This is a genomic window from Corynebacterium xerosis NBRC 16721 = ATCC 373, from assembly GCF_001552415.1.
Taxonomy (GTDB): Bacteria; Actinomycetota; Actinomycetes; order Mycobacteriales; family Mycobacteriaceae; genus Corynebacterium; species Corynebacterium xerosis.
On sequence record NZ_BCRD01000002.1, the window covers coordinates 57,414 to 79,103 of the forward strand.

General features: G+C 69.7%; 14 protein-coding genes. 10 read left to right on the top strand and 4 right to left on the bottom strand.

Annotated features, from left to right (window positions below; genetic code table 11):
• Nucleotides 1–1,368 precede the first annotated feature (1,368 nt).
• The 7 genes from CX1_RS03200 (at nucleotide 1,369) to CX1_RS03230 (ending at nucleotide 9,603) form a co-directional block, all read left to right on the top strand.
• Complete coding sequence (locus tag CX1_RS03200; RefSeq protein ID WP_082719127.1) at nucleotides 1,369–4,794, top strand: error-prone DNA polymerase; 3,426 nt, start codon at nucleotides 1,369–1,371, stop codon at nucleotides 4,792–4,794.
• A gap of 43 nt (nucleotides 4,795–4,837) precedes the next feature.
• The gene (locus CX1_RS03205; RefSeq protein ID WP_060925279.1) at nucleotides 4,838–6,712 is read left to right on the top strand and encodes a S9 family peptidase; all 1,875 of its coding nucleotides are present in this window, start codon (nucleotides 4,838–4,840) and stop codon (nucleotides 6,710–6,712) included.
• A 156-nt stretch (nucleotides 6,713–6,868) separates the two neighbouring features.
• Entirely contained in the window at nucleotides 6,869–7,348 is a 480-nt protein-coding gene (locus tag CX1_RS03210) for a tRNA (cytidine(34)-2'-O)-methyltransferase (RefSeq protein ID WP_371440294.1), read from the top strand.
• A gap of 234 nt (nucleotides 7,349–7,582) precedes the next feature.
• Complete coding sequence (locus CX1_RS03215) at nucleotides 7,583–7,801, top strand: hypothetical protein (protein WP_060925280.1); 219 nt, start codon at nucleotides 7,583–7,585, stop codon at nucleotides 7,799–7,801.
• A 49-nt stretch (nucleotides 7,802–7,850) separates the two neighbouring features.
• On the top strand, nucleotides 7,851–8,705 hold the full coding sequence (locus tag CX1_RS03220) for a bifunctional methylenetetrahydrofolate dehydrogenase/methenyltetrahydrofolate cyclohydrolase (RefSeq protein ID WP_046650807.1): 855 nt from the start codon (nucleotides 7,851–7,853) through the stop codon (nucleotides 8,703–8,705).
• Nucleotides 8,706–8,713: 8 nt separating this feature from the next.
• Nucleotides 8,714–9,139 carry a DUF3017 domain-containing protein gene (locus CX1_RS03225; protein WP_244465504.1) on the top strand — a complete coding sequence of 142 codons (426 nt, stop codon included), beginning with the start codon at nucleotides 8,714–8,716 and terminating at the stop codon, nucleotides 9,137–9,139.
• Nucleotides 9,140–9,159: 20 nt separating this feature from the next.
• Nucleotides 9,160–9,603: a hypothetical protein gene (locus CX1_RS03230; RefSeq protein ID WP_169793206.1), complete on the top strand. Its 444-nt coding sequence runs from the start codon at nucleotides 9,160–9,162 to the stop codon at nucleotides 9,601–9,603.
• A 40-nt stretch (nucleotides 9,604–9,643) separates the two neighbouring features.
• Here the strand turns inward: CX1_RS03230 and metX are convergent, their stop codons facing one another.
• Nucleotides 9,644–10,756 (bottom strand): homoserine O-acetyltransferase MetX, encoded by a 1,113-nt coding sequence (gene metX, locus CX1_RS03235; RefSeq protein ID WP_046650820.1) that lies wholly within the window; start codon nucleotides 10,754–10,756, stop codon nucleotides 9,644–9,646.
• A 99-nt stretch (nucleotides 10,757–10,855) separates the two neighbouring features.
• A complete protein-coding gene (locus CX1_RS03240; protein ID WP_060925281.1) occupies nucleotides 10,856–11,497 on the bottom strand; it encodes a TetR/AcrR family transcriptional regulator in 642 nt (213 codons plus the stop codon).
• Here CX1_RS03240 and CX1_RS12260 point away from each other — a divergent pair.
• The 3 genes from CX1_RS12260 to CX1_RS03255 are packed head-to-tail and all read left to right on the top strand — an operon-like array spanning nucleotide 11,484 to nucleotide 17,399.
• Complete coding sequence (locus CX1_RS12260; protein ID WP_060925282.1) at nucleotides 11,484–11,696, top strand: hypothetical protein; 213 nt, start codon at nucleotides 11,484–11,486, stop codon at nucleotides 11,694–11,696. The two genes, CX1_RS03240 and CX1_RS12260, sit on opposite strands and share 14 nt — an antisense overlap.
• Nucleotides 11,697–11,704: 8 nt before the next feature.
• Nucleotides 11,705–16,579, top strand: coding sequence for an ATP-dependent helicase (locus CX1_RS03250; protein ID WP_082719065.1), 4,875 nt, complete (start codon nucleotides 11,705–11,707; stop codon nucleotides 16,577–16,579).
• Nucleotides 16,572–17,399: a DNA-formamidopyrimidine glycosylase family protein gene (locus CX1_RS03255; RefSeq protein ID WP_046650818.1), complete on the top strand. Its 828-nt coding sequence runs from the start codon at nucleotides 16,572–16,574 to the stop codon at nucleotides 17,397–17,399. The genes CX1_RS03250 and CX1_RS03255 overlap by 8 nt, the downstream gene beginning before the upstream one ends.
• Nucleotides 17,400–17,439: 40 nt before the next feature.
• On the opposite strand, the gene CX1_RS03260 is transcribed toward CX1_RS03255, so the two are convergent.
• Together CX1_RS03260 and CX1_RS03265 are read right to left on the bottom strand one after the other, a co-directional pair.
• Nucleotides 17,440–18,768: an O-acetylhomoserine/O-acetylserine sulfhydrylase gene (locus CX1_RS03260; RefSeq protein WP_046650801.1), complete on the bottom strand. Its 1,329-nt coding sequence runs from the start codon at nucleotides 18,766–18,768 to the stop codon at nucleotides 17,440–17,442.
• A 419-nt stretch (nucleotides 18,769–19,187) separates the two neighbouring features.
• Nucleotides 19,188–21,410, bottom strand: a complete 2,223-nt coding sequence (locus CX1_RS03265) for an NADP-dependent isocitrate dehydrogenase (RefSeq protein ID WP_046650800.1) — start codon at nucleotides 21,408–21,410, stop codon at nucleotides 19,188–19,190.
• Nucleotides 21,411–21,690: the final 280 nt, after the last annotated feature.

Genomic DNA, 21,690 nt, shown 5'->3' on the forward strand with positions numbered 1-21,690 from the left:
AGTGTCAAGGCTGGTATGACTCCTTGTGGGTCGATTGTCTCTAATTCCTCCATCTGCTGGCCTTTTGCGGAGGTTAACTAGCTGCTTTGAAACGATTTCCCCATTGGGGTGTCGGCGGTGGTATTCGAGGCCCGCTGATTGACATCTGCGACCGTGGCTTAGGCGCAGCCCTTTCGGGTGGCGAAAAGTGATGTTGAGGTGTGTGTAACGGGTGCGCAACAACGTTAATTCATTCGTCATCGTCGTTGCGTGATGGCGGGGTTTCCATACTGTTTGCGGTGGGATAAATTCGCTTCCTGTATAGCTCTTTTGGGAAGATCTGGTTTCAAAGTGGCGGATCGTGCGAGTGGTTATGTGGTGACCACCTCCTGGGGGTATGGGGGCGGAAAACGTCTCTCACTTCTGGTTGGCCAGGGCACGGAAAAGGCGAGCTGGCATTGCCGCTGTCGAGATGTCGGCAATGTCAACTCACCCTTTTTGGATTGCTTTCCGAGGGTTATTCCATTTGGTAAGAAGCGTACTTTGCACTCCAGGAGTCTCCGCAGCTTGCGGACGAGATCTGGCCGTGGGGGACCCAAGGTCCATCGACTCTTTGGCTATCTCCCCTGCCAATGAGTCCCATCTGTTCGCAGTAGACATTCACGCGTGTTGCTCGAAAGCGGCTCTTTTCCGCGTCGCAGATGGCGTAGGCCGTGTTCCCGTTGATCCAAGTCGAGCAATGGCCAAATCCTGACATTCCTGGCTCCGGGGTCGATGCGCTGGCAATGTGCTGAGTGTTGGATTGGGGGGGCGAGGGAGAGAGTGGTCATTGTTAAGAGGGTGGCGGCGGTGGTAGCCGTGAATCTGAGTAGTCGCATGGGGTGCACGTTAGTTCATAGGAAGTTCGATTTTTCAGACTTCTGTAACGATCAGATAACAGATCCCTGGGGGTTAAGGGCGTTCGGTTGATCTGTCACGGGCCCTGTCTGGCCGTGCTGTCGTGGAGAACGCTTGCGGGTTTGATACCGGCTCGTTTAGTGGTATTCGCCTGGTCGCATGTGGCTGGAGGTGACTCTTTCAAGATTGCAACTGGAATGCAGGTTTGGATCGGGTTTTGCGGTCTGAACTTCCCGGCCTCGGTGAACGCATCAGTTCAATTGGGAGTCGACTTTGATCGATGGCGTTTGTCCTTCGGGTTCGCGAGTTTCTACTTTCCCTTCGTGGGAACTCGCTTATGCGGTGGCGATTGCGGCTGCCCTTCTGTCATCTTCTATCGGCGAGGATGGGCCTGTCGAGTCGTCCGGAGTTGTCGCCGTTTGCCGGGTTGGGTTCCGGGCAACGTCGAACCGGTGTTCGCGTAAATCCCCGTGCGGGTCTACCGTGTGGGCCATGAGCGTGTGGAGGGGTTCCGCGGGAGGCGTCGGTGGCGATGGCCGCGATGGCGGCGCCCGTTCCGGCGATGCCGGCGGTGCCGGTGGTTCGCGCCGCGAAGGTCCGCTGAGCTGGTCGCGCATCGAGAGGATCCTCTCCGGCAAGTCGGTGGGGAAGCTCACGCCGGGGTACGGCATGAACGGGAATCGCCGGAGTGGTGGCCATGCCGCCGCCGGTGGGGCGGCGAATGGTGCGGTGAGCGGTGCGGCGGGCGATGCGACTGGCGGAGAAGCGAATGCCCGGGCGAATGGAGGTGTGGCCGCGTCGGGGAGTGGCGGTGGCGTCGGCGGCGTCGACCTGCATTGCCGCTCCAGCTATTCCTTCCTGCACGGGGCGTCGGATCCCGCGGATCTGGTGGACGAGGCCGTGCGGTTGGGGCTGACGGCGCTGGGCATCGCGGACCGCGACGGCTTCTATGGCGTGGCGCGGTTCGCCGAGGCGGCGGCGGAGGCGGGGCTGGCCACGATCATCGGCGCGGAGCTGTCGCTGCCGCAGGCGCCGCTGACGGTGCTGGCGCGTGGGCCGGAGGGGTACCGGCGGCTCAGCCACGCCATCAACGACGCGCTGATGTCCGGCGGGGAGAAGGGCGTGGCCCGGTATCCGGCGCTGCCGCAGCTGGCGGAGGCCGCCGGTGGGCAATGGCAGGTGCTGGCCGACGTCGCCTGGCTGCCGCACCTCGCCGACCTGGTCTCGGCGTTCGGCGCGGAGCACGTCGCGGTGGACCACCACGCGGACCTGACCCCGGCGGCCGCCGACGATCAGCGGGATCTCGCCGCCGCGGCCGCCGCACACGGACTGCGGCAGGTGGCCGGCGCGGCGGCGACGGCGGCGACCCCGTCGGATGCGCGGGTGGCGGGGGCGAAGCATGCGCTGGCGCAGCGCGAATCCCTCGACGACCACGAACCGAAGCTGCCGCCGACCGGTGGCTCATGGCTGCGCTCCGGTGCGGAGTTGGAGGCCCTGTTTGGGCACCTGCCGGGCATCCTGGAGACCACGGCGGAGGTGGCGGCGGAGTGCGCGTTCACCCTCGACCTCATCGCCCCGAACCTGCCGGCGTGGGATGTGCCGGAGGGCCACGACGAATCCTCGTGGCTGGCGCACATCGCCCGGGACGGGGCGCGGCGGCGCTATGGACCCGCGGAGGGGCTGGACGGCGACGCGGCCGGGCCCGTCGGCGAGGGCGGGGAAGGTGGCGCGCCGGACGTCGTCAAGCAAGCCTGGATCCAGCTGGAACGGGAACTCGGCGTCATCGATGAGCTGGGCTTTCCGGGGTATTTCCTCATCGTCCACGACATCTGCGAGTTCTGCCGGCGCGAGAACATCCTGGCGCAGGGGCGCGGATCGGCGGCCAATTCGGTGGTGTGCTTCGCGCTGGGGATCACCAACGTCGACCCCATCTCCGCGGGGCTGCTGTTCGAGCGGTTCCTGTCGCCGGAGCGCGACGGGCCGCCGGACATCGACCTCGACATCGAATCTGGGCGGCGCGAGGAGGTCATCCAGTACGTCTACGGGCGCTATGGGCGGGACAATGCGGCGCAGGTGGCCAACGTCATCACGTATCGGCGCCGTGGCGCGCTGCGCGACGCGGCCCGGGCGCTGGGGCACGCGCCGGGCGTCATCGATGCGTGGGTGAACAAGACCGCCGAACCGCCGGAGCAGGTCGCGGAGCTGGCGGAGGGGCTGCGCGGCCAGCCGCGGCATCTGGGCATCCACTCCGGCGGCATGGTCATCTGCGACCGGCCCATCGCCGACGTCGTGCCCGTGGAATGGGCGCGGATGGAGGACCGGTCGGTGGTGCAATGGGACAAGGACGACTGCGCCGCCGCCGGGCTGGTCAAGTTCGATCTGCTGGGGCTGGGCATGCTCGAGGCGATCCACCACTGCATCGACCTGGTGGCCGAGCACCGCGGCAGGGAGGTGCGGCTGTGGGAAATTGACGTGGCGGAGAAGGCCGTCTACGACATGCTCTCCCGCGCCGACGCCGTCGGGGTGTTCCAGGTCGAGTCGCGCGCGCAGCTGGCCACGCTGCCCAGGCTGCGGCCGAGGGAGTTCTTCGACCTCGTCGTGGAGGTGGCCCTGATCCGCCCCGGCCCCATCCAGGGCGGCAGCGTCCACCCCTACATCCGCCGGCGCAACGGGGAGGAAAAGGTCGTCTACGACCACCCGGTGCTGGAGAAATCGCTGGGCAAGACCCTGGGCATCCCGTTGTTCCAGGAACAGCTGATGCAGATCGCCGTCGACGCCGCCGGGTTCTCCGGGGCGGAGGCCGACGCGCTGCGCCGCGCGATGGGCTCCAAACGTTCCGTCGAGCGGATGGAGGCGCTGCGGGCGCGGTTCCTCGGCGGGCTGCGGGAGACCAACGGCATCGTCGGCGAGGTGGCCGACCGCCTGTGGGACAAGATCGTCGCCTTCGCCGCGTACGGCTTCCCCGAATCCCACGCGCAGTCCTTCGCGTCGCTGGTGTACTTCTCCGCGTGGTTCAAGCACCACTACCCGGCGGAGTTCTGCGTCGCCCTGCTGCGGGCGCAGCCGATGGGCTTCTATTCGCCGCAGTCGCTGGTCGCCGACGCGCGGCGCCACGGCGTCGGCTGCGACGGCCCCGACGTCAACGTCTCCGGGGTGGAGGCCGACTGCCCCGGCGGGCGGATCAGGTTGGGTCTGGGGTCGGTGACCGGCCTCGGCGAAGATGCCGCGAAGAGGATCGTGGCGGCGCGGGACGGCGACGGCGGCGATGACGGGGACGGCGGCGATTCCGGCGCCTTCCGCGACGTCGCCGATCTGGCGCGCCGGGCGGCGCTGACCGTCTCCCACGTCGAGGCCCTGGCCCGGGCGGGTGCGCTGGAATGCCTGGGGCTGGACCGTCGCCAAGCATTGTGGGCCGCGGGCGTCGCCGCGACCGAGCACGAGGGCATGCTGCCCGGGTTGACGGTGACCTCGGCTCCCGCGCTGCCGGGCATGAGCGAATTCGAACTCGCCGCCGCGGACCTGGCGGGCACGGGGGTCACGCCGGAGGAATATCCGGTGGCGCGGCTGCGCGGGGAACTCGACGCGCTCGGCGTCACGCCGGCGACGGGGCTGGCGCAGGTGGCGGACTCGTCGCGGGTGACGGTGGCGGGCATAGTCACGCACCGCCAGCGTCCGGGAACCGCGGGCGGCGTGGTGTTCCTGGGCATGGAGGACGAAACCGGGCTGATGAACGTCCTGTGCACCCCGGGCCTGTGGAACCGGTTCCGCGTCATCGCCACCACCGAACGGGCGCTGGTGGTCCGCGGCATCGTACAGAACGCTTCCGGGGCGGTGACCATCGTCGCCGACAAACTCACCCCGCTGCGCGAGGTCGTCGCCGCCCCCGTCATCGCCGGGCGCAGCAGGGACTTCCGGTAGGCGCATCGCCGGGCGTTGCTCCCGCTTTCCTAAGATCGCGGATATGCGGCACACCTACGGCTCCTCCCTCGCGCCCGACGGCAGCGCCATCGCGTACATCGTCCGCGAGCGCGGCTACCCGAAGGCCGTGCAGGTGGCGCTCACCGACGACGGCCTCGGCGACGAGCGCCCCGTCCAGCTGCCCGTCGACGGCCCCGTCACCCGCGTGCTGCACTCGCCCGACGCCCGCTGGATCGCCTGCGAAGTCTCCCCGCTGGGCACCGAGCGCCTGGAAACGTGGCTGGTGTCCACCGACCCCGCCGTGCCCGGGGCCAAACGCCTCCAGCTGTCCGGCGACGCGAAGACCACCCTGGTGGAATGGGATCGCGACAAGCTGGCCATGGATGCCGTCGGCGCCGACGGCATCACCGAAGGCCGCCTCGTCGACCCCGACACCGGCGACTACGTGGTGCTCGACCGCCGCACCGACTCGCTGCTGGTCTCGGCGGAAGCCGGCCACGCCCTCATGCGCGTCGGCCCGCGCGGCAGCCGCGAACTGCTGCTGGTCAAGCCCGACGGCACGTGGCTGCCGCTGCTGCGCCCCGAGCCCGGTGCCATGACCGACGCGGGCACCATCCTGCGCGAGGAAACCACCGCCGCCGACGGCCGCGTCACCGCCATCGTGTGCTCCGACCATTCCTCCGACCGCCGCCGCGTGCTGCGCGTCGCCGTCGACGGGCGCGACGTCGCCGTCGAGGAACTGGTGGGCAATCCCGATTCCGACGTCGACGAATTCGTCATCAGCGAGGATTTGTCCACCGCCGCGGTGCTGTGGAACACCTCCGGCGTCTCCCTGCTGGACCTGCTGTCCCTGGGCGAGGACCAGAAGGTGCTGGTCCGCCGCTCCGTCGAACTGCCGGGCATGGTCGCCTCCGACCTGTCCATCACCGACGACGGCGAGCTGCTGTCGCTGACCATCGAGGGCCCGAACCTGCCGCCGACGGTCGAGATCCTGCGCACCTCCACCGGCAAGATCGAGCCGATCAACGTCGACCGTTCGCGCCGCATTTCCGAGCGCGCCCAGGAAAACTACATCCCCGAGCTCGTCCACTTCACCGCCCGCGACGGCCTGGAGCTGTCCGGCTGGCTCTACCACGGCGAAGACGACGCGGCCCACGGCCCGCAGCCGGTGTACATCCACCTGCACGGCGGCCCGGAGCTGCAGTCGCGGCCGGTCAACCACGACATCCTCACCACGCTCGTCGATTCAGGCGTCACCGTGTTCACGCCGAACATCCGCGGCTCGTCGGGGGCGGGCCGGCCCTTCCTGCACGCCGACGACCGCTACGGGCGTTTCGCGGCGATCGACGACGTCGCCGACACCGCGCGTTTCCTCGTCGACACCGGCATCGGCGACCCGGACCGGCTGGCGTTGGGCGGCCGCAGCTACGGCGGGTTCCTGTCGCTCCTCGTCGCCGCCCGCTACCCGGAGCTGTTCCGCGCGGTCGTCGACGCCTGCGGCATGACCAGCTTCGAGAGCTACTACGGCTCCACCGAGCCGTGGCTGGCGTCGGCGGCGTACCCGAAGTACGGCTACCCGTACCACGACGCCGAACTGCTGCGGCAGGTCTCGCCGCTGAACAACGCGGAACACATCACCGCCCCGGTGCTGTTCATCCACGGCGAGTGGGACACCAACGTCCCGGAGCGCGAGTCGCTGCAGATGCGCGACGCGCTCGGCGCCCGCGGCGTGCCCACCGAGTACCTGCAGGTGCCGGGCGAGGGCCACAAGTACGCCAAACCGAAGAGCCGCCGCCTCATCGCCGCGACGCTGGTCGACTTCCTCGGCCGCCACGGCCTGGTGGAAACGCCGAATCTGTCGCTGCTCGATGCCCGCATCGCCGAGATGAAGGCCGGTGCCCCGGGCGTCGAGGACTGACCGGTCATCCCGGCCCCGCGGCGCCGCGTACCCTTTCCCACCGTGACCGCTTCCGCCTCCTCCGCTTCCCCCGGCGCGTCTGCACCCGCCGCCCCGTTCTGCCACGTCCTGTTCGCCAGCCCGCAGATCCCGCCGAACACGGGCAACGCGATCCGCATGTGCGCGGGCACGGGCGCGGCGCTGCATCTGGCGGAGCCGTTGGGCTTCAACTTCGAGGAGAAGCACGTTCGCCGCGCGGGCCTGGACTACCACGATCTCGCGGAGGTCCACGTCCATCCCTCGCTCGATGCCGCGTTGACGCGGCTGGTGGGCCCGGCTTCTTCGGTGCTTGACGACGGTGATGGAGACGGCGGCGTCGCAAAGCACTCCGGGGACGATGATGCGCGGCCGCGCGTGTTCGCGTTCACCGCGCATGCCGAGGCGTGGCACACGGACATCGCCTACCGGCCCGGTGACGTGTTTCTGTTCGGGCCGGAGCCGACGGGGCTGTCGCAGGAGACGCTGGCGGATCCGCGGATCACGCAGTTGGTGCGCATCCCGATGCTGCCGGGCCGGCGCAGCATGAACCTGTCGAATGCCGCGGCGGTGGCGGCGTACGAGGCGTGGCGCCAGATGGGCTTCCCCGGAGGGGAATAGAGGCACGGCCCCGGAGGGGATGGCGACTCGGCGCGGATGCTCCGTCTCCGAAACCTGGCGCGCGACCGTGACCTGCGGCACGCTCGCCGCATGGACGAAAGTCAACCTTCCCGCAATCACGAGGCGGACGGGGACGCGCCGCACGACCGCGACGACTGGGCCGTTCCGCCGCCGGAGCCGCCGAAGCCGAGCCCGGGGTTGCTGTGACTGGCGTGGTCGTCACTGCCGGTGGTCATGACGTCGGACATCGACGACGGTTCGACGCCCGCATACAACCCGGTGACGCTCTGGATCGTCGAGAACCTGATGGGCGCCGAATCGCCCAACGAGGTGCCCGGCATCAACGTGGGGATCGCGCTGGCGGTGGTGGCCCTGGTCTGGTGGGTGATCGCGATCGGCGAATGGGTGATGAAGCCGGGGGAGAGGCGGCCGGGGGAGGAACGGGCGCGGTGACCGATGCTCGTGTGCGGCCCGGCCCGCCCCTTTTGCCATACTGGACGCCATGACGGCGACGAAGCTTGACGGCAACATGTACCGCGACGAGATCTTTCAGGATCTCGCCGCCCGGGTGACGAGACTGAAGGAAGCCGGCGTGACGCCGGGTCTGGCCACCGTGCTGGTGGGCGACGACCCGGGCAGCCACTCCTACGTGAAGATGAAGCACCGCGACTGCGAGCAGATCGGCATCGCCTCGATCCGCCGCGACCTGCCCGCGGAGACCACGCAGGAGGAGCTGGAGGCGGTCATCGCCGAGCTCAACGCCGACGACGCCTGCACCGGCTACATCGTGCAGCTGCCGCTGCCGAAGCACCTCGACGAAAACCGCATCCTGGGTCTCATCGACCCGGACAAGGACGCCGATGGCCTGCACCCGGTGAACCTGGGCAAGCTGGTGCTCAACGAGCCGGCGCCGCTGCCGTGCACCCCGAACGGTTCGATCCACCTGCTGCGCCGCTTCGGCGTGGAGCTGGCCGGCGCGAAGGTGTGCGTCATCGGCCGCGGCGTCACGGTCGGCCGCCCGATCGGCCTGATGCTGACCCGCCGCAGCGAAAACTCCACCGTGACCCTGTGCCACACCGGCACGAAGGATCTGGCGGCGGAGACCCGACAGGCGGACATCGTCATCGCCGCGGCGGGCAAGCCGCACATGCTCACCGCCGACATGGTCAAGCCGGGTGCGGCGGTGCTCGACGTGGGCGTGTCCCGCCTCGACGGCAAGCTGGCCGGCGACGTCCACCCCGACGTGTGGGAGACCGCCGGTTTCGTGTCCCCGAACCCGGGCGGCGTCGGCCCGCTGACGCGCGCCTTCCTGGTGCGCAACGTCGTCGAGCGCGCCGAGCGCCTGGCGGGCCTGTAGGGGGTCGCTTGACGACGCCGCGCCCGCACCGTTCGCCGCACCAGCCGGAAGGCGGGGCGGCGCGGTTCGGCGTGCGCGAAATCGCGGAGCGGGTCGACCGGGGGGACCTGCCCGACCCGATGGTCAACCCGCATTCGCCGAAGGAACCGGCGCCGGGGGAGAAGTGGTCGGAGCGGACGCGGCTCCTGCTGTACGGCCTGCTGTTCTTCGGCCTGGGCGCGGCCCTGGTGTTCCTGGGCCTGGAGCGCTGGCGGCGGGCGACGTTCATGCTCGGCGCGACGATGATGTACCTCGGCGTCCTGCGCCAGTTCCTGCCGGATTCGCTGCTCGGCGTGTTCAGCGTGCGGTCGCGCAAGTTCGACCTGTGGTTCTGCCTGCTCGTCGGCGGCGGGATGGTGTTCCTGGCCAGCTCCGTGGATGCGCTGGGGAGCTGATCGACGTGAACGCGGATCGCATGGAACCTGTGGAGGGGGAGAACTGCGCCGTCTCCGGGCGCCGCGGCCCCTGCCCGGGACGGGCGCCGCTGATCGCCTACACGTGGCTGGCGTGCGTGCTCGTGCCGGTGGCCGTGTACGTCATCGCCTCCGGCATCCCGGTCGACGACACCGCGGGCATGCTGGTCATGTACATGTGGTTGCCGTCGTTCGTGCTGTCCAACGGAATGCTGGCGGTGTACATCGGGCAGATCCCGCCGCGCATCGTGCGGCCGGCGCGCTGCCTGGTCATGTGGTTGTTCGTCCTGGCCTTCCACGCCGTGTTCATTGCAGGTGCGGTCATGCGCGTCGAGCACGAGATAGCCGGCCTGGCGGCGAAAGCCGCGTTCTTCGGCACCGTCGGCGCCTACGCCGTCACCATGGCGGTGGTCGTGGCGAACATCCGGGCGGGCCAGCCGTCGTAAAGCGGTCCGTTCCAGACGGACGTTCGCCGGATTCCGGCCGCTAGACCTCGGCCGCGAGGAAGTCGCGGACGATGCCGTCGACCCGCTCGAATTCGGTGAGGAAGCCGTCGTGGCCCACGGCCGATTCGATGGTCTCCAGGCCCATGCAGTTGCCCAGGTTCTTGGCCAGGTGCTCCTGCTGGTGGAACGGGTACAGGATGTCGGTGTCGACGCCGGCGACCAGCGTGGGCACCGTCGAGGAGGCCAGGGCGTCGTTCATGCCGCCGCGGCCGCGGCCGATGTCGTGCCGGTTGAGGGTGTCGGTGAGGACGACGTAGGAGCCGGCGTCGAAACGCGCGGCGAGCTTGTCGGCCTGATGGTCGAGGTAGCTCTCCACCTGGAAACGGTCGGAGGTGCGCATCGGGCCCAGCGGATTCTCGCCGGGCTGGGCGGCGGTGCCGAAGCGGTCGTCGAGCTCCAGCTCCCCGCGGTAGGTCAGATGGGCGACCCGGCGGGCGAAGCCCAGGCCGTGGACGGGGCGCTCGCCCGTGGCGTAGTAATCGCCGTCGTGCCACGCGGGATCGTTTTCGATGAACTGGATCTGCGCGCTCTGGATGCCGATCTGCCAGGCGCTGGCGCGGGCCCCGACGCACAGGACCAGCGCGCGGCCGACCTCGTCGGGGTGCATCAGCGACCACTCCAGCGTGCGGGCGCCGCCCAGGGAGCCGCCGATGACCGCCACGATCGACTCGATGCCGAGTTCCTTCAGCGCCATGCGCTCGACGGTGACGGTGTCGCGCACCGAAATCGCCGGGAAGCGCGAACCCCACGCGCCGCCGTCCGGGTGCTCCGACGACGGGCCGGTGGTGCCGCGGCACCCGCCGATGACGTTGGTGCAGATGATGCAGTACTCGTCGGTGTCCAGCGCCCGGCCGGAGCCGATCATGCCGTTCCACCAGCCCGGCGTCGGATGCTCCTCGTCGCACGGGCCCGAGGCATGCGCGTCACCCGTCAGCGCGTGCTGCAGCAGGATGACGTTCGACGCGTCGGCGTTGAGGCGGCCCCACCGCTCGAAGGCGACGGTGACGTCCGGGATCGTGGCGCCGGCCTCCGTGGTGACGTCGCCGATGCGGACGTGACCGGGCTGGCCTTCGGGCGGGAGAGTGATGTTCATCGACGTCAAGACTACTTGGTCTAGTAGTCACGGGGAAACGTCCCGCCGGGTCGGGGGATCGGGCCGCCGGCGCGTCGGCCCCCGGTCAATGGTGGCCGGTCAGCGGCCGCCCGCGTAGTCGCCGTCGGCGGCCAATCGCGCGAGCTGGCGATCGATGAGATCGCGCCCCCGGGCGGCCGTCATGCGCTCCGGCTCCGCCAGGCGGGCGACGGCGATGCCGTCGAGCATCGCCAGCAGCAGCGCGGCCTCCTCCCGGTCGCCCAGCGCATCGGCGAGGTTGTCCTCCACCTGCCGCCAGGCCTCCCGGTACCCCGGGGCGGCGGGGCCTCCCGTGGCGGCGATGCCCGCGAACGCCAGCCACGCCGCGGTTGCCTCCCGGGCGCGGTCCGAGTCGTCGGCGCAGCCCGCCAACAGATGGCAGGCCGCGCGGAACCGGCCCGCGGGGTCGTCGATTTCGGCGACGGCCTCCTCGAGGTCCGCGCGGAACCGTTCCGCCGTGCGTCCGTATGCGGCGGTGATGAGGTCGTCGCGGGTCCGGAAATGGTGCTGCACCGCGCCGGGGGACAGCCCCGCCTCGGCGGCGACTTTGCGGACCGTCGCGTGTTCGGCGCCACGGGCGGCCAGCAGGGATGTCGCGCCCGCGGACGAATCGCCGAGGCTGCCCGACCCCGAACTGGAACGAATCCGTACCCGCGGGCGCCTCGCCGAGAACATCGACTGGATCGGCGTGATCCTCGCCATCGGCCTCGGTGCGCTGTTCCTGGTCACCGACTGGGCCCCGCCGGGATTCGCCCTGCTGGCCATCGCGGTGTGCTCCATCGGTGGCCGCATCGTCCTCGACTTCGACGAGGACACCGAGTACGAGGCCCTGAAGAAGGAGGAGCGACGCCGGCGGATCGAACGCATCGAGGCCACCGGCGATCCGGGAGCCGGTGTTTAATCGGGTTCATGGCTTCATCGCGAGACACGGATCCCCTGGGGCGGTTCACCCCGTCGGTGGCGACCTGGTTCCGCGACGTCTTCGCCGAGCCGACGGATGTGCAGGTGGAGGCGTGGAAGGCCATTTCCGAGGGGGAGAACGCCCTCGTGGTGGCGCCGACCGGCTCCGGAAAGACGTTGGCTGCGTTCCTGTGGGCAATCGGTTCCCTGGTGGAGGGCCGGCACGGGGGCAGTGATGAGTCCCGTGACCACGTACGCGGCGATTCCGGTACCGATTCCCGGGACCGCGGACAGGCCGCGCGCGGAGTGCGGGTCCTCTACATTTCCCCGCTCAAGGCCCTCGCCGTCGACGTGGAGAACAATCTGCGGGCACCGCTGACGGGCATCAACCGCGTCGCGGCGCGACTGGGGCAGGAACCGGCGAAGGTGTCCGTCGCGGTCCGGTCGGGGGATACGCCCTCGTCGGAACGCTCCCGCCAGGTCCGCAATCCCCCGGACATCCTGATCACCACCCCGGAGTCGCTGTTCCTGCTGCTGACGTCGAAGGCGCGCGAGATCCTGGGCACGGTCGACACCGTCATCATCGACGAGATCCATGCGATGGCCGGAACCAAAAGGGGCGTGCACCTGGCGTTGAGCCTCGAGCGGCTGGAGCGCCTGGCCGGGCGGGAGATTCAGCGCATCGGGCTGTCCGCGACCGTGCGCCCGCTGACCAGCGTGGCGCGCTTCCTCGGCGGCGACCGCCCGGTCGAGATCATCGACCCACCGTCCAGGAAAGAGTGGGAGCTCGGCGTCCACGTGCCGGTCGAGGACATGAGCGACCTGCAGGATCGCCCGGTTCCGTCCCGGGACTCGATCTTCGACGACGGCCTCGCCATCGGCGCCACCGATGCCGGCACCGACCCCTCCGACTCCTCCGGTGGTCTTCTCCCCACCGAATCGGCGCTTCCGGCGCAGGGGTCGATCTGGCCCTTCATCGAGGAGCAGGTCTACGACGAGATCATGGGACACCGGTCGACGTTGGTGTTCGTCAATTCCCGCCGCACCGCCGAGCGCCTGACCAGCAGGCTCAATGAGCTCCACGCCCTCCGCACCGATCCGGGGTCGCTGTCGCCGGAGCTGCGCCGCCCGCCGGCGCAGATCATGAAGGCGACGGATGTCGCGGGCACCGCGCCCGCCGTCATCGCCCGCGCCCATCACGGGTCGGTGTCGAAGGACGAGCGCGCGACCATCGAATCGATGCTGAAAGAAGGCTCGCTGCGCGCGGTGGTGTCCACCAGCTCGTTGGAGCTGGGCATCGACATGGGCGCGGTGGAGAAGGTCATCCAGGTCGAGTCCCCGCCGTCCGTGGCCTCCGGCCTCCAGCGGGTCGGCCGCGCCGGGCACGTCGTCGGGGCGGTGTCCAAGGGCTCGTTTTACCCGAAGCACCGTGCGGACCTGCTGCAGACGGCGGTGGTCGTCGATCGGATGCGCAAGGGGCTCATCGAGGAACTGCACGTGCCCGCCAACGCACTCGACGTGCTGGCCCAGCACACCGTCGCGGCGGTGGCGATGGACGACCTGGACGTCGATGACTGGTTCTCCACGGTGACCGCCGCCCACCCTTACCGGGGGCTGTCCCGCGAGCTGTTCGACGCCGTCATCGATCTGGTCTCCGGGACGTACCCGTCGACGGATTTCGCGGAACTGCGGCCGCGGGTGGTCTACGACCGCATCACCGGGACCCTGTCCGCGAGGCCGGGGGCGCAGCGCACCGCGGTCATCAACGGCGGGACGATCCCGGATCGCGGCATGTTCGGCGTGTTCCTCGCCGGGGGCGGCGATGCGGTGCCGCGCCGCGTCGGCGAGCTGGACGAGGAAATGGTCTACGAATCCCGCGTCGGCGACGTCTTCACCCTCGGTGCCTCCAGCTGGCGGATCGAGCAGATCGACCGCGACCGCGTGCTGGTCACGCCCGCTCCCGGGCACACGGGGCGCCTGCCCTTCTGGAACGGGGACCAGGCGGGCCGTCCGGCGGAGCTGGGCAAGGCCCTGGGTGCTTTCCGACGGCTCGCCGCAACCGATGACGCCGTGCTCGAAGACATCGGCCTGGACCCGTGGGCCCGGGACAACCTGACCGCGTATCTGGAGGAGCAGGCGCAGGCCACCGGGGTGATCCCGGACGAGAGGACCCTGGTCCTGGAGCGTTTCCGCGATGAACTCGGCGACTGGCGGGTGGTGCTGCACAGCCCCTACGGCCGAGGGGTCAACGCCGCGTGGGCGTTGGCCGCCGGCGCGAAGTTCTCCCGGGCCACGGGGATGGACGCCCAGCCGGTGGCCTCCGACGACGGCATCGTGCTGCGCGTGCCGGATTCCGCCGCCGAACCGTCGTCGGACCTGTTTCTGATCGACCCGGACGACGTCGAGGCGATCGTGGCGGAGCAGGTGGGAAATTCCGCGCTCTTCGCCTCCCGGTTCCGGGAATGCGCTGCCCGGGCTCTACTGCTGCCCAGCCGGAATCCCGGCAAGCGGGCCCCGTTGTGGCAGCAGCGCCAGCGGTCGGCGCAGCTGCTGGACGTCGCCAAGCAATACCCGAAGTTCCCGATCGTGTTGGAGGCCGTCCGGGAATGCATGCAGGACGTCTACGACCTGCCCGCGTTGGTGGAACTGTGCGGGAATCTGCGCGAACGCACCGTCCGCATCGCCGAGGTGACCACGCAGACGGCCAGCCCCTTCGCCACGTCGATCCTGTTCACCTACACCGGCGCCTTCATGTACGAGGGCGACGGTCCGTTGGCCGAGAAGCGGGCGGCGGCGCTGGCGCTGGACCCCGCTCTGCTGAACCAACTTCTCGGCGGGGTGGAGCTGCGCGACCTGTTGGATCCCGCCATCATCGCCGAGGTGGACGCCGATCTGCGCAGGCGGTCGGAACGTCGTCGAGCAACCACGGCCGAGCAGCTCATGGACGCGCTGCGGGTCATCGGCCCCGTGCCACTGGACGAGGTGGGTCGCGTGTCGTCCGTGACCGTGGACGACGCGGAGCGGGAACTGGGCCACCGTCTGATGCGGGTGCGCATCGCGGGAGTCGAGCACGTCGCCCAATCCCTCGACGCCGCATTGCTTCGCGACGGCCTCGGCGTACCGGTTCCGCCGGGCGTTCCTGCGAGGGCCGACGTCATCCCCGACGCCCTCGAGCAGCTCGTGGCCCGGTGGGCCAGAACCCGGGGGCCGTTCACCCACGACGACGTCCGCGACGCCTTCGGCGTGGCCGCGAGCGTGGCCCACGCGATCGTCGGCACGCTGGCGGCGTCGAAGACCGTGGTGGAGGGGCGGTACCGCCAAGGCGTCGACGAGCCGGAGTTTCTCGCGCCCGAGGTGCTCAAGACGATCCGCTCCCGTTCGCTGGCGGCGGCCCGAGCCCAGACGGAGCCCGTCAGCGGGTCCACCTTCGGGCGTTTCCTGCCGCAGTGGCAGCAAGTCGCGCCGGTCCTGCCGGCCGGGCGAGAACCCGAAGCGCGGGGTGCCGACGGCGTCTTCGCGGTCATCGAGCAACTCGCGGGAGTGCGGTTGCCGGCGTCGGCGTGGGAGACGCTGGTGCTCCCGCAGCGGGTGCGCGGCTATCGGCCGAGCGACCTGGATGAACTGACGGCCAACGGGGAAGTCCTCGTGGTGGGGGTGGGAAGCGCCGGTGCCGCGGACCCATGGGTGAAGCTGCTCCCGGCCGATTACGCGGCGCAACTCGTCGACGTCCCCGACGCCGCGAACGTTGCGGACGCCACGGACTCCACGGATGGCGCCGGCCCGCCGACGCTCGGCGAACTCCAGCAGCGGATTCTCGGCGTGCTGGCAGACGGGGGCGGTGGCGGATTCCTGTTCGGCCACATTTCCCGGCTCGTCGGCGCAGAGGGCACGGGCACACATGCGGACGGGGTGGGCGGGATTGCGGCCGGTGGGATCCCAGCCGCCGGGGCACCCACCGCCACCGACATCCGCGAGGCCCTCTGGTCGTTGTTCGAACTCGGGCTGGTCAGCCCCGATGGGTTCGCGCCGCTGCGGGCCCGATTGAGCGGGGGCTCCGGTGGGCGCACCGCGCATCGGGCGCGGCGAACTCCCGCCCGCGGGCGCCTGCGGATGGGGCGAACCAGTTTCGCCCAGGCCAACCGGGCCATGGCGCCCGCCGACATGATGGGCCGCTGGTCGACGACGATCGACGCCGACACTTCAGCCACCGCGCGTTCGGTCGCGCTGGGGGAAGCGTGGTTGGACCGGTACGGCGTGGTCACCCGCGGCAGCGTGGTGGCCGAGGCGACGGTGGGTGGTTTCGCCCTGGCCTACGGCGTGCTCTCCCGTTTCGAGGAGGCCGGGAAGGCCATGCGCGGAATGGTCATCGACGGGCTCGGGGCGGCGCAGTTCTCCACTGCCGCCGTGATCGACCGGCTGCGCGGCCTCGCCGACACCCCCGACGTCGAAGGGTGGCCCTCGGGGACCGACTCCCCGGAGGTCCACGTCCTGGCCGCCGTCGACCCCGCGAACCCCTACGGTGCGGCGCTGCCCTGGCCGGAACGTGGGCCGACCAGATCCGCCGGGAGCCTCGTGGTGCTCGTCGACGGACTCCTCGCGGCCCACCTCACCCGCGGCGGGCGGACGTTGACCCTCTTCGACCCGCCCCCGGGGCTCGGGCACGAAGACGTCGTGCCACTGGTCGTCGCCGCTCTGGAGCGGGCGATCGGGCGCAACATGGCCGGGCGCATCGTGATCGAGAAGGTCGGCGACGACGCCGTCATCGGCTCCGAGTGGGCGAATCTGCTCCGATCGGCCGGCGCCAGGATCACGCCCAAGGGCGTGCGCATCGGAGGCGCCGGTGCCGGACCCTCAGGTTCCGGATCGGCGGGTGCCCGTGCCTGAGGGCGATTCCGTGTACCGCTTGGCGCACCGGATGCAGTTCCTGGTGGGCAGGGAAGTCGTGTCCACGAGCATCCGCGTCCCCGCCCACGCCGTGGCCTCCTTCGACGGGCGCGTCGCCGAACGAGTGTGGCCGCTGGGGAAGCACCTGTTCATGCGGTTCGGCGACGACGTGCTGCACACCCACCTGAGGATGGAAGGGACCTGGTCCGTGCACCGGTTGGGCGCCAGATGGCGCAAACCCGGGCACACGGCGCGGGTGGTGCTCGTCGTCGACGGGGCCCCGGATGGCGGACCGATCGAAGTCGTGGGCCACGACCTGGGGATGGTGCGGGTGTTCCCCTTCGCCGACTACGACGACCGGGTCGCCCACCTCGGCCCCGACGTGCTGGGAAGCGATTGGTTCGAGGGCGGCCGGGAGGAGGCCCGGCGGAGGGTGCTGGCCGATCCCGGCACGGCGATCGGGTTGGCGTTGCTGGACCAGCGCAGGCTGGCGGGAGTGGGAAACGAGTACCGCGCCGAAGTCTGTTTCCTGTGCGGGGTCCACCCCGCGACGCCGGTCGGCGACGTCGACGTGGATCGCATTCTGGACGTGACGCGTCGCGTGATGTGGGCGAACCGGCTATCGCCGGTCCGCGTCATCACCGGGGACAAAAGGCCCGGCCACACCAGCTTCGTGTTCGGCCGCAATCGTCGGCCATGCCGCCGCTGCGGCACGTCCATCCGGAAGGGCACGCTCGCGGGGGCGGGGGAGCGGGATGCCGAGCGCATCATCTGGTGGTGCCCGACCTGCCAGCCCCGGCCCGGCGGGGCCCCGGGCTAACCGCCGTCCCCGCCTCTGCTCCCGCGGCGCCGCGGCCGGACTACTTGCCGACGGCCGCGAATGCGCCCTCGAGGTCGGCGATGATGTCGTCGACGTTCTCGATGCCCACCGCCAGGCGGATCGTCGCCTGGGAAATGCCGGCGCGGGTCAGACCGTGCTCGTCGGACTGCGAGTGCGTGGTCGTCGCCGGGTGGACGACCAGCGAGCGGACGTCGCCGATGTTGGCCACGTTGGAGTGCAGCTTCAGCGCATCGACGAAGGCCCACGCCTCCGCGGTGCCCGCGCCCTCCAGATCGAAGGACAGCACGCCGCCGGCTCCGGCCAGGCCCAGCTTCTCCTTCGTCGCGTGCCACGGGGAGGAGGCCAGGCCCGCGTAGTTGACCTTCGCCACGCCCGCGCGGCCCTCGAGGTACTCGGCGACCTTCTGCGCGTTGGAGTTGTGGCGCTCGATGCGCAGCGCCAGGGTGTCCAGGCCCTGCGCCAGGATCCAGGCGTTGAACGGGGCCGGGGCGGCGCCGGTGTCGCGCAGGATGCCGGCGCGGGCGCGCAGTGCGAACGCCGGGGCGCCCAGGTCGGCGAACTTCAGGCCGTGGTACGCCTCGTCGGCTTCGGTGAAGTTCGGGTGCACGTCGCCGCGGCCCTCGCGGGTCTGCGTCCAGTCGAACTTGCCGCCGTCGACCAGGATGCCGCCGAGCGCCGAGCCGTTGCCGGTCAAGTACTTGGTGGTCGAGGACACGACGATGTCGGCGCCGAGCTCCAGTGGGCGCAGCAGCGCCGGGGTGGCCACCGTGTTGTCCACGATCAGCGGGACGTTGTTGCGGTGCGCGACCTCCGCGACCACCGGGACGTCGAGGACGTCGGCCTGCGGGTTGGCGATCGTCTCGGCGAAGAATCCCACGGTGTTGTCCTGCACCGCGGCCTGCCACGACTCCGGGTCGTCCGGGTTCTCCACGAACGTCGCCGTGATGCCCAGGCGCGGCAGCGTCACCTTGAACAGCGTCTCCGTGCCGCCGTAGAGGCGCGGCGACGTGACGATGTGATCGCCCGCGCGCGCCAGCGTCAGAATCGCGGCGGTCTCCGCGGCCTGGCCGGACGCGAACAGGACGCCGGCGACGCCGCCCTCGAGGTTGGCCAGGCGCTGCTCGACCGCGTCGACCGTCGGGTTGGTCAGGCGGGAGTAAATCGGGCCGGCGTCCGAGAGGTTGAAGCGGTTCGCCGCATGCTCCGCGGAGTCGAAGACGTACGCGGTGGTGTTGTAGATCGGCAGGCTGCGGGCGCTGGTCTGCTCGTCCGGGGCATGGCCGACGTGGATGGCGCGGGTTTCCAGCGCCCAGTCGCCGGCACCGGAGTTGTCGTAGCGGGTGGTCATGGTGGGAGTCCTTTCATCGGGGTGCCGCGTAACACTTGCGCGGCGCACTCCCGCCACCGTAATGAACCGAGCTGTCTACTGCAAGGTAATGGTCGAATCCGCCGACGGGGTCCGGGCGGACAATGCGGTTCGACGCGCCCGGGCCGGGCCGCGTGGTGCGGTGAGAAGCGCAATGCGGGCGCCGCTTGACGACGAGATCGCGTTCGAGGCCCAGAATCCTGATCTCGTCGGATGTGCGGCCCGCCGTGCCGCGACGAGATCGCGCCTGGCGCCCAGAATCCTGATCTCGTCGGATGTGCGGCGCATCCCGAAACACGGCCCACCCCAGAACGTGACACCGCCCCGCCTCCCGGAAACGGGAAGCGGGGCGGTGATCGAACGGGGCGGTGCCGGGCCGGTGGCCGGGCGCCGGCCGGAACCTACTTGCGCAGGCCGTCGATGATCTCGTTGAACTCGGCGGACGGGCGCATGACGGCGTTGGTCTTCTCGTCGTCCGGCAAGAAGTAGCCGCCGAGGTCGGCCGGCTCGCCCTGCGCGTCGAGCAGCGCCTGGGCGATGGACTCCTCCTTGGCGGCGAGGGCCTCGGCCACCGGGGCAAAGGTCTCCTTCAGCTCGGCGTTGTCGTCCTGCGCGGCCAGCTCCTGGGCCCAGTACAGGGCCAGGTAGAAGTGCGAGCCGCGGTTGTCGATCTCGCCGACCTTGCGCGACGGGGACTTGCCGTTCTCCAGCAGCTTGGAGGTGGCGCGGTCCAGGGCGTCGGCCAGGACGTTGGCGCGCGGGTCGTCGTCATGCGAACCGGCGTAACGCAGCGACTCGGCCAGGGCCAGGAACTCGCCGAGGGAATCCCAGCGGAGGTGGTTCTCCTCCTCGACCTGCTGGACGTGCTTCGGGGCGGAGCCGCCGGCGCCGGTCTCGAACAGGCCGCCGCCCGCCATCAGCGGAACGACGGAGAGCATCTTCGCCGAGGTGCCCAGCTCCATGATCGGGAACAGGTCGGTGAGGTAGTCGCGCAGCACGTTGCCGGTGACGGAGATGGTGTTCTTGCCCTCGCGGATGCGCTCGACCGAGAACTTCGTGGCGGCCACCGGATCCATGATGCGGATGTCCAGGCCCTCGGTGTCGTGGTCCTGCAGGTACTCCTCGACCTTGGTGATCACGTTCGCGTCGTGGGCGCGGGCCGGATCCAGCCAGAAGACGGTCGGGTCGCCGGTGGCGCGGGCGCGGTTGACGGCCAGCTTCACCCAGTCGCGGACCGGGGCGTCCTTGGTCTGGCAGGAGCGCCAGATGTCGCCGCGGGCGACGTGGTGCTCGATGAGGACGTCGCCGTCGGAGTTGATGACCTGCAGCACGCCGTTCTCCGGCAGCTGGAAGGTCTTGTCGTGCGAGCCGTACTCCTCGGCCTTCTGCGCCATCAGGCCGACGTTGGGGACGGTGCCCATGGTCGTCGGGTCGTAGGCGCCGTTCTCGCGGCAGTCGTCGATGACGGCCTGGTACACGCCGGCGTAGGAGGAGTCGGGGATCACCGCGAGGGTGTCCTTCTCCTCGCCGTTCGGGCCCCAGCCCTTGCCGCCGTTGCGGATCAGCGCCGGCATGGAGGCGTCGACGATGACGTCGGACGGCACGTGCAGGTTGGTGATGCCCTTGTCGGAGTTGACCATGTACAGCGCCGGGCCGTTCTCCAGGTCGCGCTCGATGGCGGACTTCACGGCCGAGGCGGTGCCGCCGTCGAGCTTGTGCAGGCCGTCGAGGATGGCGCCGATGCCGTAGTCCGGCGTCAGGTTCACCGACGCCAGCTTGGACTCGAACTTGGGGTACACCGACGGGAAGAAGGCCTTGATGACCTCGCCGAAGATCAGCGGGTCGGACACCTTCATCATGGTGGCCTTCAGGTGCACGGAGAACAGGATGTCCTCGCGCTTGGCCTTCTTGATCTGCGACTTGAGGAAGGACGACAGGATCTGGGCGTTGATGCCCGTGCCGTCGATGATCTCGCCCTTCAGGACCGGCATGTCCTTCTTCAGGACGATGGTGTTGCCCTCGTCGGTCTCGAGGACGTAGGACAGCTTGTCGTCGCGGTCCATGATCACGGACTTCTCGTTGTGGCGGAAGTCGTTGGAGGCCATGGTGGCGACGTTGGTCTTGGAGTCCGAGGACCAGGCGCCCATGCGGTGCGGGTGCTTGCGGGCGAAGTTCTTCACGGCCTCCGGCGCGCGGCGGTCGGAGTTGCCCTCGCGCAGCACCGGGTTGACGGCGGAACCCTTGACCTTGTCGAACTTGGCGCGGTCCTGGCGGTCCTCTTCGGTCTCCGGCTGCGACAGGTACTTCGGGATGTCGTAGCCCTTCTCCTGCAGCTCGGCGACGGCGCGCTTGATCTGCGGGATGGAGGCCGAGATGTTCGGCAGCTTGATGATGTTGGCCTCGGGCTCCTTCACCAGCTCGCCGAGGGCGGACAGCTCGTCGTCGACCCGCTGCTCCTCGGTCAGTCGCTCCGGGAACTGGGAGATGATGCGACCGGCGAGCGAAATGTCGCGGGTCTCGACGTCGATGCCGGCCTGGGCGGCGAACGCCTCGACGATGGGCTTCAGCGAATACGTCGCCAGCAGGGGAGCCTCGTCGGTGCGGGTCCAGATGATCGTGGCCATGTGGTGGGTTCTCCTATTTGGTGCAGGATCCGTGGAAAATCTACGAACTGTTGGAGACCACGATAACTCACTTCGCCGCAATGGCTCGGGGGGCGAAACACTGGTCTACCTGCGGTGTGACCTGCGCAACTCATGGTTGTGCCGCAGGTCACGGGATATTCGCGGGGCATTTGCTTTGCGACGCCCACGTTATGCAATCCATCCATTACTAATTTAAGACACAAAAGTACCCCCGCTACGGGGAGTCGGCATGGTGCCGTACCGGCCCGAGGCGGGGGCG